This is a genomic window from Streptomyces sp. CC53 (genome assembly GCF_001865245.1).
Taxonomy (GTDB): Bacteria; Actinomycetota; Actinomycetes; order Streptomycetales; family Streptomycetaceae; genus Streptomyces.
In genome coordinates this window covers 1-12480 of record NZ_MKXB01000224.1, presented here as the reverse complement: position 1 = coordinate 12480, position 12480 = coordinate 1, and the positions used below count along the sequence as shown (strand labels likewise).

At 73.7% G+C, this 12480-nt stretch carries 8 protein-coding genes, 1 tRNA gene and 1 other RNA gene; 6 read left to right on the top strand and 4 right to left on the bottom strand.

The features are described 5' to 3' along the window. Together BJP40_RS29590 and ffs are read right to left on the bottom strand one after the other, a co-directional pair. Window positions 1-1173 (bottom strand): DNA polymerase III subunit gamma and tau (locus BJP40_RS29590; protein WP_143066052.1); only part of this gene is annotated, 1173 nt, incomplete at its 3' end. A gap of 50 nt (window positions 1174-1223) precedes the next feature. After that, window positions 1224-1322: signal recognition particle sRNA small type (gene ffs / locus BJP40_RS29585), an RNA gene on the bottom strand. A gap of 72 nt (window positions 1323-1394) precedes the next feature. Between ffs and BJP40_RS29580 the strand changes: the two genes are divergently transcribed. The 6 genes from BJP40_RS29580 to BJP40_RS29550 all read left to right on the top strand — a co-directional run bounded on the left by BJP40_RS29580 (window position 1395) and on the right by BJP40_RS29550 (window position 10124). After that, window positions 1395-1479 (top strand) — tRNA-Ser (locus tag BJP40_RS29580). Between the two features lie 152 nt (window positions 1480-1631). Further along, entirely contained in the window at window positions 1632-3917 is a 2286-nt protein-coding gene (locus BJP40_RS29575) for a helicase C-terminal domain-containing protein (RefSeq protein ID WP_079171562.1), read from the top strand. A 60-nt stretch (window positions 3918-3977) separates the two neighbouring features. Beyond that, window positions 3978-5399: an ATP-binding protein gene (locus tag BJP40_RS29570; RefSeq protein WP_071283691.1), complete on the top strand. Its 1422-nt coding sequence runs from the start codon at window positions 3978-3980 to the stop codon at window positions 5397-5399. A gap of 1198 nt (window positions 5400-6597) precedes the next feature. Continuing rightward, the gene (locus BJP40_RS29560) at window positions 6598-7434 is read left to right on the top strand and encodes a 1-deoxy-D-xylulose-5-phosphate synthase N-terminal domain-containing protein (RefSeq protein WP_079171561.1); all 837 of its coding nucleotides are present in this window, start codon (window positions 6598-6600) and stop codon (window positions 7432-7434) included. A 245-nt stretch (window positions 7435-7679) separates the two neighbouring features. Further along, window positions 7680-8630, top strand: coding sequence for a transketolase family protein (locus BJP40_RS29555; RefSeq protein WP_071283686.1), 951 nt, complete (start codon window positions 7680-7682; stop codon window positions 8628-8630). Window positions 8631-8843: 213 nt separating this feature from the next. After that, window positions 8844-10124 (top strand): aspartate kinase, encoded by a 1281-nt coding sequence (locus BJP40_RS29550; protein WP_218153242.1) that lies wholly within the window; start codon window positions 8844-8846, stop codon window positions 10122-10124. 169 nt (window positions 10125-10293) lie between these two features. Here BJP40_RS29550 and BJP40_RS29545 read toward each other — a convergent pair whose 3' ends face one another. Beyond that, window positions 10294-12252: a DUF2079 domain-containing protein gene (locus BJP40_RS29545; protein ID WP_226962580.1), complete on the bottom strand. Its 1959-nt coding sequence runs from the start codon at window positions 12250-12252 to the stop codon at window positions 10294-10296. 28 nt (window positions 12253-12280) lie between these two features. Continuing rightward, on the bottom strand, window positions 12281-12480 hold a 200-nt coding region (locus BJP40_RS34745; protein WP_371258711.1), incomplete at its 5' end, for a hypothetical protein.

Here is a 12480-nt window from a genome sequence, read left to right as displayed (position 1 = left end):
GAAGTGCGCGCCGCGCTCCAGCCGCTCCAGCCGCTCCAGCCGCGCCTGCAGCGACCGCTCGTCGTCGTACGCGGCGGGCAGCAGGACGCGCGCGCAGATCAGCTCCAGCTGGAGCCGCGGCGAGGTGGCGCCGCGCATCTCGGTGAGCCCGGTGTTGACGAGGTCGGCAGCCCGGCTGAGCTCGGCGGCACCGAACGTCGACGCCTGCGCCTGCATCCGCTCGACGACCTCCGCGGGCCCGTCGATGAGCCCCTTCTCTGCGGCGTCCGGCACGGCGGCGAGGATCACGAGGTCCCGCAGCCGCTCCAGCAGGTCGGCGACGAAGCGCCGCGGGTCGTTGCCGCCCTCGACGACCCGGTCGACGACCTCGAAGGCGGCCGCGCCGTCACCGGTGGCGAACGCCTCGACGACGGCGTCGAGCAGCGAGCCGTCGGTGTACCCGAGGAGGGAGGTCGCCATGGCGTACGTGACGCCGTCCTCGCCCGCGCCGGCGAGGAGCTGGTCCATGACGGACATGGAGTCACGGACGGACCCGGCGCCGGCCCGCACGACGAGCGGGAGCACGCCGTCCTCGACGGGGATGTCCTCCTGCGCGCACACCTGGCCGAGGTAGTCCCGCAGCGTGCCGGGCGGGACGAGCCGGAAGGGGTAGTGGTGGGTCCGCGACCGGATCGTCCCGATGACCTTCTCGGGTTCGGTGGTGGCGAAGATGAACTTCAGGTGCTCCGGCGGCTCCTCGACCACCTTCAGCAGGGCGTTGAAGCCCGCCGAGGTGACCATGTGCGCCTCGTCGATGATGTAGATCTTGTACCGGCTGCCCGCGGGGCCGAAGAACGCCTTCTCCCGCAGGTCGCGGGCGTCGTCGACGCCGCCGTGGGAGGCCGCGTCGATCTCGATCACGTCGATGGACCCCGGCCCGTTCCGCGCGAGGTCCCGGCAGGACCGGCACTCGCCGCAGGGCGTGGGCGTCGGGCCCTGCTCGCAGTTGAGGCACCGGGCGAGGATGCGGGCACTGGTCGTCTTGCCGCAGCCGCGGGGACCGCTGAACAGGTACGCGTGGTTGACCCGGTTGTTCCGCAGCGCCTGCTGCAGCGGGTCAGTGACATGCTCCTGCCCGATGACCTCCGCGAAGGTCTCGGGGCGATAGCGGCGGTACAGCGCGAGGGACGACACGCCTACGACGATATCGGGCCGCGCTGACAAACGGCCCGCCCAAGATCACACACGCAAGCGCCCCCCACGCACCCGCCAGAGCCGACCTACCCTTGCTGCCTTCCGGCCCTGGGGGAGTTCAGTCAGATAGCGCCACGTGAGGGGCTGCGCCCAGGGTACCCGATCCTCCGGCCTGGCAACGAGTTCGCGAGCACTCCCCGGAGTCATGTAATGTTCTCGGCGGAGGATTCGCCTAGAGGCCTAGGGCGCACGCTTGGAAAGCGTGTTGGGGGCAACCCCTCACGAGTTCGAATCTCGTATCCTCCGCAGCCGCCTGAACAGGCGAAACGAGAAGCCGAGCCGCACTATGCGGTTCGGCTTCTCGTCGTGTTCTGGTTGTATTTCTGGCTGCGTTTACACACTCCTGATTCGGATATCTCGGGTAGACCGGGCAGTCCCCTCCCGCCGCCTCGGGATCGGTGGCACTCGCCCTGCCGCAGCTCGCGCTGCCGCATCTCCAGGCCGCCGAAGCGCTGGCAGCGCTGCGTGCGCCCGCGTCGCGCGATGCCCTGGCAGAACTGCTGGGAGCGGCCGACGACGACACCATCCCCGAACTGGAGGCCGTACTGGAGGCTCTGGCCGATCATGCTCTGGTCTGGCCGGACGGCGCGGGGAAGCTCCGCATGGCCGGACCGCTGCGGCAGGCGTGGGACGCGCCGCTGGGTCTGGATGCCCGGCTGGAGGAACTGCTCGCCGGCACGACCTCCGACGAGCTGCGCGGAATGCTGGCGACACTGGGCATCAAGCCGCCGGGCAGCAAGGCGCAGCGGCTGTCCGCGCTGGTGGAACACCACAGCGACCCGGAGCGGATCCTCTCTGTGATCGCCAAGGCCCCTGCGGCGACTCGGGAGCTGCTCGAAGGCAGAGCGGGGGCCGGGCCAGCGGGGCCCACGCGGTTCATCATGTTCGGGAGTCCGGGCCCCGATCCCGAACCGGACAGTCGATGGGCACTGGAACGGGGGTTCCTGGTCCAGGACCGCCACCGCTACGGCCCGGCCCGTATGCCCGCCGAAGTGGCGCTCGCGCTGCGCGGGCGCGGCTGGCACGCCCCGTTCCAGCCCGTCCCGCCTTCCGTGGGATTGGCGCCCGTCGCCCCGAGAGAGGTCGACCACGAGGCGTCGGCCGCCGCCTCGGCGTTCACCGGAGGTGCCGCCTCGGTCCTGTCGGCCTGCGCGGCGACCGCGCCGGCCCGGCTGAAGTCCGGCGGGATCGGCGCACGCGACCTGGCACGGATCGGCAAGGCCGCCCAGGCCGACGACACCGTCGTACGCCTCACCCTGGAGACCGCGTACGCCGCCGGCCTGCTGGGCCGGGACGGCAATCGCGTGGCACCCACCGAGGCGTACGACGCCTGGGCGGGACAGGAACCCCCGGAGCAGTTCGCCGTACTGCTGCAGGCATGGCGGAACCTGCCGCTCACCCCCACTCAGGCGCGCGACGAGGACAACAAGGCTCTCCCTGCCCTCGTCGGCGCACCGCCTTGCAACGGCTGTGTGCAGGCCCCCCACGGGCTGCTGGATGCGGCCGCGCGGCTCCCGGCAGGACAGGGCGCGCGGGTTGCGTCACATCTGGGGCCCCTGGTCGCCTGGTACCGCCCGCTCGCCGACTCGTCGCCGGACGGACAGCCGTTCGCCACCGTGATCCGCGAGGCCGAACTCCTCGGTGTGCTCGCACGCGGTGCTCTGTCCTCCATCGGCATCCACGTACGGACCGGAGACGCGGAGGGGCTGGGCATCGAGTGCCGACGGCTCCTGCCCTCGGCCACCTCGACAGCCCGGATCGGCGCCGACCTCACTGCCGTCGTCACCGGCACCCCGTCCGCACGGCTGACCTCGCTCCTGGACTCCGTCGCCGACCGGGAGACCAGCGGCACGGCATCGGTGTGGCGGTTCAGCGCCGGCAGCGTCCGGCGGGCTCTGGACGTCGGCCGTACCCCCGAGGACATCACGGCGGACCTGGCCTCCGTCGCCGCCGGACCGCTGCCGCAGCCGCTGTCGTACCTGGTCGCCGACACCGCACGCGGCCACGGGCGGGTGCGCATCGCCCCCGCCGCCTGCGTCCTCCACGGCGACGAGCCCGCTCTCCTGGCCGAACTCGCCGCCCACCGCAGGCTGGCCAAGCTCGGACTCCGGCAGCTGGCGCCGACGGTGCTGATCAGCCGCAGCCCGCTGGACACGACCCTCGCCGCGCTCCGGGCCGAGGGATACGCCCCCGTCGCCGAGACCGACCAGGGAACGGTACGCATCGAAAAGGCCCGACCTCGGCGGGCAGCCGCTCCCGTTCCGGCTCCGCGCAGCTCCAGGGCGAGGGGCGGCGGTCGGACCGGTGCCACGAGCACGGCGAAGGAATTCGCCACCCTCGACCCGAGCGCGTTGGCGACCCGGCTGCTGGCCGCCCCTGCCACGACTCCCGAACCGACATCGTTCGACGGGGAAGTGCCCTTCGCCACGGACACCGAGGAGATCGTCGCGGGGTGGGCGAAGCGCCTGCCGTACAGCGACATCCGCCAGCTCGCCCACGCCATCGACACCGGTCAGGCCATCACCGTCGAGTACCTTGCCACCTCGGGCAGCCAGACCGTGCGCACCCTCAGCAGCCTGGACCTCGATCCGCCCTATCTCGAAGCCTGGTGCCACCTTCGGGACGCCGAGCGCGTTTTCACACTCTCCCGCATCCACAGTGTCATGAGCGCCACACTCGATTGAGGGAATTGGTATCGGCGACGATAGTATCTCTGTCGATACCATTGCTCGCGGGAGGCTTGAATGCGGCGTTTCATCGGTCGGGACCGCGAGCTGAACGTGCTCGTCAGCGCCCTGCGGTCGGTCCACGATGCCGTCGGCGCGGCGAAGCCGGGACAGTGCATCCTCATGCGCGGGCGGCGGCGGGTCGGCAAGTCCAGCCTCGTCGAGGAATTCCTCCGGCGCACCGAGGTGCCCTACGTGTTCTTCACCGCGGCGGGCGGCACGGCGGAGGACGAGCTGACGGAGCTGCTCGACGCCGTCGCCAGATCCACCCTGCCGGAGCGGGCACTGTTCGCGGAGGAGACTCCGGAGCAGTGGAACGCGGCATTCAGGCTGCTCGCGGAGATCCTTCCCGACGACAGCCCGAGCGTGGTCGTCATGGACGAGGTCCCGTACCTCATGGACCGCATCGACGCCTTCGAGGGCATGCTCCAGCGGGCATGGGACCGCCTGCTCAGCCGCAAACCCGTCCTCCTCCTCCTGGTCGGCTCCGACCTGTCGATGATGGAGGCGCTGAACAGCTACGACCGCCCCTTCCACCAGCGGGGCCGGGAAATGGTCGTGGGGCCGCTGAACCCAGCCGATATCAGCGAAATGCTCGACCTGGAGCCGGCCGCCACCTTCGACGCCGCCCTGATCACGGGCGGACTTCCGCTGATCTGCGCGGAGTGGCGGCCCGGAGCCGACGCCTGGGAGTTCCTCCGCGACTCGCTGGACAACCCCATCTCCGCGCTGCTCGTCTCCGCCGAGCGGTCACTGGCCGCCGAGTTTCCGCCGCAGGCGATGAGCCGGGAGGTCCTGCGGGCCATCGGAAGCGGGGAGAGAACCTTCACCAACATCGCTCGCGCCGCGGGCGGCATCGCCCACACCACTCTCACCCGAGCCACTGATGTCCTGACCGAAAAACGGGTGGTGGCAGCCGAGCTGCCCCTCTCGTTGAGACCATCGAAGGAACGCCGCTACCGCGTGGCCGATCCCTACCTCCGGTTCTGGCTCGCGTTCCTGGATCCGCACATGGCGGAGATCGAGCGAATGCGGGGAGACCTCACGCTGAGCCGGATCAAGGAGCGGTGGACGAGCTGGCGGGGGCGCGCGGTCGAGCCCCTCGTCCGGGAATCCCTCGCCCGCCTGCTGCCCGACGGACTCCTGCCCGCCGCACCCGCGATCGGCGGCTACTGGACCCGCAGCAACGACGTCGAGATCGACCTGGTCGGCGCAGACCGGCAACCGGTGGCCAAAGAACTGCTTTTCCTCGGCTCGGTGAAGTGGCTGGAGAACTCCGCCTTCGACAACCACGACCTGGCCGCGCTGCAGAAGCACCGGGCCGCGATCACCGATGAGCCGGTACCGCTCGTGGCGGTCTCGCGCAACGGGACCACCTGTTCCGGGCTCCAAGCGGCGTACGAACCCGAACAACTACTCGACGCCTGGCGCAGGGGGTGATCAGCGGCCGGACTCCCCTGGTTGCAGTTCTGGTTGCATTCACCCCCGTCCGGGGCTGTCCGGAGAGAGCTATCCAGAACGCTCCGCCGCAGGTCAGGACGAGTACGACCCCAGCCGGACACCCGTACGAACATGTGGAAGGCGCGTTGGGGGCAACCCCTCACGAGTTCGCATCGGGTGACCTCCGCCCGTGCCTCACCGGGCACTTTGTCGAAGGGCCCCACCGTTCGCGGTGGGGCCCTTCGGCATTCCTCAGATCCCGTTGTCCTGGTTCTTGTCCAGAGAGGGCTGTCCGGTGGCCCCCAGACGGCTTCAGCGATCTTCTGGGTCACGCCCTTGAGGCCAGCGGACCACACGTCCTGGTGGCCTCCCGGTCTGCGGACGCCCCCGCTGCCGCCCGCCCGCCCGCCAAGGGGCAGCCCACGACCTGCGTACGTGACGCGCCAGCGTCAGAAGCGTCGGTCTCCGGCGACCGGTCGGCACACCCGCCGAGAAACGCACTCGCCCACACGTCTCCCTCCACCGCTCCCGGTGCCGCCGGTCCCCTTGTCCCAGACCGTTCACCGCGCCGAGCGACAGCAACGAGGTCTCGTTGTTCCCGAGCCCCGGTGATCGCGATGCAGTCCGAGGACGCCGTTCTCCGTGGCGGACCTCTCCGCCGGCCCGCTGAAGGAAGTACGTCGTGGTCGCGATGACCGCCACACCGACCTCGAGGTGCACCTTCGCACCGAACAGGTCAAGGATCTCCCGGCTGGGGATCTTGCGCTTGGGCGTGTACCGCCTGCGCTGGATCACGAGCCGCTCCGGCGGGGCGGGGGTCGGCGGTGACGAGTACTCCCGCCCCACCGGGCTGCGTGCAGCGCGGGGTAAGTAAAAAACCTACCGCGTGGTTTTGTCAAGGGCTTCCTCTGCGCGGCTGGAGGGGGGCTGATGGCCAGCCATCCCGGAAGGCGAGTCGAGCCCGCTTCACTCCGAGGCCAGCCGCGAGGGGACCGCCCGACCTCAGATCCACCCTCCTTTGCCAGGTGAGCGCATGTCATCGGCGGCTGGAGTCGGAGACCCCCGGCGGACCCACACAGGCCGCCCACCGCCCGGCCTCTCGACCGACCGGCCGCGGCCGCCATTGACAAAACAGCTCAGTTGGTTTGTTATGGCGTCGGCTGATCGCGGGGACGGCTTCGCTTCGGAGGGATCGAGCATGCTCACACACGCGCCACCGAGGAGGGACACGGCCGCCCGGCTCGCCGTGGACATCCGGCGCCGGGTCGTCGAGATGAGCGGGGCGCCCGGCGGCGCCCGCCTCGGCGGCAGCCTGTCCGTCGCCGACCTGCTCGCCGTGCTGTACGGCGAGGTGCTGCGGCAGCCGACCGGCGACGGGGCCTCGTCCGGCGACCGCGACTACCTGATCCTCGGCAAGGGCCATGCCTCCGCCGCGCTGTACGCCGCGCTCGCCGCGACCGGAGTGATCCCGGAGGCGGAGCCCGGGACATACCGGCAGGACGGCAGCCGGCTCGCCGGGCACCCCCTGCGGCGGCTGCCCGGTGTGGACTTCGCGGCCGGCGGTCCCGGGTACGGCCTGTCCCTGGGCCTGGGGGTGGCCCTGGCCGGGCGGCGCTACGGCTACGACAACCGCGCCTTCGTGGTCCTCGGCGACGGTGAACTCCAGGAGGGCTCCACCTGGGAGGCGGCCATGGCCGCGGCCCACCTCGGCGCCGACAACCTCGTCGCCGTCGTGGACCGCAACGGCTGGCAGGGCGACCGCCGCACCGAGGACCGCGTGGCGCTGGAACCACTCGCCGACAAGTGGACGGGCTTCGGCTGGGACGTGCTGAGGATCGACGGGCACGACCACGGCCAGATCAGGCGGGCGCTCGACGGGCCCGTCCGGCCGGGGCGGCCGACGGTCGTGATCGCCCGCACCGTGGCGGCGCGCGGCGTCCCCGGCCTGCACGACACCAGGCGCGGCAACTCGGCGGTCCTCGACGCGGAGGCGCGCCGGCTGGCCCTCGCCGCCCTGGCGGGTGAGCGTCCGTGACGGGCACGGCCGCGGACACGAGCATGAGCACGGGGGGCGCGGGCTCCGGCCCGGGCAGATACGCAGCCACGGGCCTGGGCACGGGTGCAGCCACGGGCTCCGGCCTGGGCAGAGACGCAGGCACCGGCCCGGGCAGAGACGCAGGCACCGGCCCGGGCACAGGCACCGGCCCGGGCAGAGCCGCAGCCAGGGGCACGGGTGCGGGCAGGGGCGCAGGTGTCGCGGTCCGTGGCTCCGTCGAGGACGTGCTCGACCACGTCTGGGAGCACCGCTCGGTGCTGTCCGGCCGGGACGCCTACGCCTCGGCGCTGCTCGCGCTGGGCCGTGCGGACCCGCTGCTGGCCTGCCTTTCCGCGGGCACGGACCTGGAGGCGGAGTTCGCCGCGGAGCTGCCGCGCCAGTACGTGGACCTCGGCCTCGCCGAGCAGAACCTGATCGGGGTCGCCGCCGGGATGACGGTGGCCGCCCGGCCGGTGTTCGCGAGCGGGCTGAGCCCGTTCGCCGTCGGCCGGGCGTTCGAGCAGATCAGGACGGGCGTGGCGGGCGCCGACCTGCCCGTCAAGATCGTGGGGGCGTACGCGGGGTTCTCGGCCGGCTCCGAGGGCCCCGCCCACCATGCCCTGGAGGACCTCGGCGCGCTCCGCATGCTGCCGCACATGACGGTGGTGGCGCCGGCCGACGCCTGGGAGGCCGCGCAGGCGACGGTGGCCCTCGCCCGCACCCCGGGCCCCGCCTACCTGCGGCTGGGCGGGCCCGCGACGCCGTCGCCGTACGCGGAACGCACCCCGTTCGTGCTCGGCAGGGCGCGGGTGCTGCGGGCACCCGGCCGGGTGCTGTTCGTCGCCACGGGCCCGCACCCGAACCTCGTGGCGGCGGAGGCGGCCCACGAGCTGGCCGCGCGGGGCGTCAGCGCCGGACACGTCAACGTGCACACGGTCAAACCGCTCGACCGGGACACGCTGCTGGCCGCGAGCGCCCGCGCGGAGGTGGTGGTCACCATCGAGGACCACCGTGCCGTGGGCGGCCTGGGCAGCGCGGTGTGCGAGGTGCTCGCGGAGGCGGGCGGGCCCCGGGTGCGGCGCATCGGGGTGCCGGACGTCCATGTCGACCTCGTGGGCAGCGAACGGTACCTGCTGGGGCGCGCCGGGATCACCGTACGGAACGCCGTCGCCCAGGCGCTGGACGTCGTGGGGTGAAGGCCCCGGCGGTTCGGCCACCGCGCGACCACGCCCTCGCCCGGCCACGCACCTCCCACCTCCGTCCACCCACCCATCCGCGCGCGACGGTCACTCTGCTGCGGGTACTCGCCGCTGCGCGCCCACGTCCACCCATCCACGCGCGCGACGGTCACTCGGGCGCGCCCTGTGATGCCTCGACGACGCCTCGACGACATGAGAAGGAGAACCACCGTGCACAGTCCGGTAGTCGCCGTCCCCCCGGCGGCGGAAGCGATCCGCGTCATGAAGTTCGGCGGCACGTCCCTGGGCACCACGCCCGAGCGGCTGCGCGCCGTCGCCGAGCGGATCGCCGGCACCCACCGCGCCGGCCGTCCCGTGGTCGCGGTGGTGTCGGCACGCGGTTCCACCGCCGACGTCCTGGAGGCGGACGTCCGGGCCGTGTCGGCGGCGCCGCCCGCGCGGGAGGTGGACCAGTTGCTCGCCACGGGGCCGGGCGCGTCGGCCGCCCTGCTCGCGATCGCCCTCACCGGCATGGGCGTCCCCGCCGCGGCCCTGACGGGGGCGCAGGCCGGTGTGGCCGCGTCCGGTCCGCACGGCGACGGACGGCTCACCGCCGTGGACGGCACGCGGCTTCGGGAGCTGCTGCGCCGCCGCACGGTCGCGGTCGTGGCGGGCGGCCAGGCCGCGGACGCCGCCGGCGACGTGGTCACCTTCGGCCGCGGCGGTTCCGACACGACCGCCGTCGCCCTGGCGGCGGCCCTCGGCGTGACCACCTGCGAGGTCCTCACCGATGTCGCGGGCGTGCACACCGCGGATCCCCGGATCACACCCGAGGCCCGGCTGCTGCCCGTGATCAGCAGCGGCCTCATGGCGGAGATGGCCTACTCGGGGGCGTCCGTCCTGCACCCGCAGGCCGTCGAGATCGCGGCGGGGGCGGGCGTGCGCATCCACGTCCGCTCCGCGTTCTCCGACCAGCCCGGCACCACCGTCGTCCCTGAGGAAACCGGAGAGAACATGTGGGAAAGCGCCCAGTCCGCCACCGCGATCGCCCACGACACGGAGGTCGCCCGGGTGGTGATCCGCCCGGGCGGCCTGAGCCACCGGGGCCTGGAGCTGTTCGCCGCGCTCGCCGAGGTCTCCGTGCCCGTGGACCTCGTGTCCCGCGTCGGCGACGGGGACATCGGCCACGGCTGGGACTTCACCGTCGCCCGCCGCCACGTGGCCGCGCTCCGCGAGGTGCTGGGCCGGCTCGCCTGCCCCGCGGAGATCCACGACCCGGTGGCCAAGATCTCCCTGATCGGTACGGGGCTGCTGAGCCGGCCGCTCACCACGGGCCGCATGCTGGCCGCGCTCGGGCAGTCGGGGATCGACGCCTACTCGGTGTCGACCTCGCAGATCCGGACCGCGTTCACGGTGTCCAAGGTGCACTGCGCGCGGGCCGTGGAGCTGCTGCACCGCGAGTTCCGGCTCGACCAGCCGGTCCCCGCGCTCGGCCACCCCGTCGCCGTGTAGCAGTGACCGGCGCGGCGGCGCATCGCCGTGGGGGTGCGGCCGGGAGCCGGTGGGGCGGGACGGGGGTGCGGCGGCACGGCGGTACGGCCGGCAACCGGTGGCCCACCCCTCACCGCCCGCCGGCTGCCGACAGCCGCGCGTCACGGGGCGCGGTGTCCCGGATACGGGGTCAGCGGCGGAACAGGTCGCGGCCCACGTCCGCGGGCACCCGTTCCCTGACCGGGACGCTGCCGGGGCCGGGACGGCGGGTGCCCGGCACGGTCTCGGCCCGGGTGCGGTGCAGGAGGACGACGCCGTCGCGGCTCCAGGTCTCCGTGTACCCGTGGTCCCTGAGCAGGGCGATCCTGCGGCGCTGGTCGGCCGCGCTGAGGAACGGGAAGGACCGCCGGCCCTCCCGCATCAGGACCCAGTCGGCGCCCCTCGGGGTGGCGTCCGCGATCACCACGTCGGTACGGGACGTCAGTCGGGGCGCGATGTTGTTGTCCGCCTCGACCGTCGCCCCGTCGGGTATCAGCTCCGCTGCCTGCACCAGGGCCCGTGCTTCCGGGTCGGGCCGCCAGGACTGCGGGTTCAGCAGGACGCCCGCGCCCAGGAAGAGCGTGGCGGCCGTGCTGAGGGCGACCGCCGCTCCGGGCAGCGCGGCCGCGGCGGGGTGACCGGCCAGCCGGCCGGTCCCCCGCAGGCGCCCCGGACGCGGTGGCCGCTCCCCGCCGGACGGGAGTTCAGGGCCCGGCGGGCGCCCCAGGCCGGGGGGCTGCCCCGCTCCGGACGCGTGCTCCCGGCCGGGCGGGTGCGGCAGCCGGGAGCGGGCCCGGTGGACGCGGCCCGCGGTCTCCAGCGCCGCGGTCAGCAGGATCGGCCACAGGAACGCGTCGTAGTGGTGGATCGCCGGCCAGTGGTTGGGGTTGTCGGACAGCACGCGTTCCGCCAGCAGCGGCAGCGCCGGCAGGAAGGTCGGCGAGCCGAGCGGCAGCAGCGCCAGGGTGCCCAGCAGCCAGGCGAGCAGTGCCACCTTGACGGTGGGGGTGACGGCGACCAGCGCCACCGCCCACGGTTCCGTGACCAGCCGCACCAGCGCCTCGCCCGGGTCGGCGCCCACCCTTCCGTACGACCAGTAGTAGCCGGGCACCCCGCCCATGGCCGGCAGGAACCACCGAACCGCCACCGCGGTCACCGCGGGGCCCGCCACCATCAGGACCAGCCCGGTGGTCCGCCCGCCGCGGCTGCCCGCGCGGTGGGCGCGGACCGCGAGGAGCGCCCCGAACAGGCCGACGACCAGGCCCATGTCCTCCTTGACCGTGCAGAGCACCGCGGCCCACAGCGCGGCCGTGCCGTGGCGGCGGGCCAGGCCCCGCTCCAGCATCAGCAGGGTGACCGGCACCGCGAAGGCCACTTCGTGGAAGCCGGAGTAGGCGGCGTTCGCCAACGGCCAGCCGAGCGCGTACACGAGGCCCGCCGTGTCCGCCGCGCGGCGTACGGCCGCGGGCGCGGCGCCCGCGAAGCAGTGCCGGGCGATGCGGCGCACCACCGGCACCCCGGCGGCGAACAGCGCGGCCTGGGCGACGATCAGGGTGCGCGGGTCGTCCCACACCCAGTACAGCGGTGCCAGCAGCGCCAGCACCGGCGAGAAGTGGTCCCCGAGCACCGAGAAACCGGGCGGGAACTCGTGGTGCACGTTCTTGATGGCCGACCGGGGCAGCGCGAAGTCGGCGTAGGAGCGCACGGCCTGGTCGAATATCCCCAGGTCGAAGCCCGCGACCCGCAGGGCCGTCCAGGACTGGAGGCCGATCCCGCAGCACACGAGGAAGCACAGCGCGGTGAGCACCGCCCCCCGCGGGGCCGCCGTCCCTTCCCCGGTCGGCCGCGGCGCGGCGCGGCCGGGCCGGCCCCACCGGGCGCCCCGCCCGTCCCGCACGCCTTGCCCGGCCCGTACGGACCGCTCTTCCCGCATCCCCGGCGGGGGTGTGCCGCCGCCGGTGCCGTCCGGTGTGCCCGGCCCGGTGGCTTCCGGTGTGCCCGGCCCGGTGGCGACCCCCGCCGCGACCGCCGCCGTCCCCGCCAACTCGCGCCGTGGTCGCGGCACATGGGCGTCTGTGCGGGACGGTGTCCCCTCTCCCCGATCACTCATGCGGCAGACGCTACGCCGCCGCCCCGCGTCACCGCCGCCGTGCGCGCACGGCGCCGACGGCCAGGAAGCCGGCGGTCACCGTGCCCCCTGCCGCGGCGGCGCCCCACCATCCCCCGCCGGGCACCGGCAGGGCCGCGGCGGCCACGGTGGTGGCGGCGGCCAGGCCGCCGGCCGCCCACCGGGCGAACGTGCGGGTGGGCGCGGGCGTCCGGGTGCGGGCGGCGGCCG

What these genes read in the sequence shown, in the direction of transcription:
- BJP40_RS29570 (WP_071283691.1), top strand. Translation starts at nt 3,978, where the DNA reads ATGCGGCGTTTCATCGGTCGGGACCGCGAGCTGAACGTGCTCGTCAGC.
- BJP40_RS29560 (WP_079171561.1), top strand. Translation starts at nt 6,598, where the DNA reads ATGCTCACACACGCGCCACCGAGGAGGGACACGGCCGCCCGGCTCGCC.
- BJP40_RS29545 (WP_226962580.1), bottom strand. Translation starts at nt 12,252, where the DNA reads ATGAGTGATCGGGGAGAGGGGACACCGTCCCGCACAGACGCCCATGTG.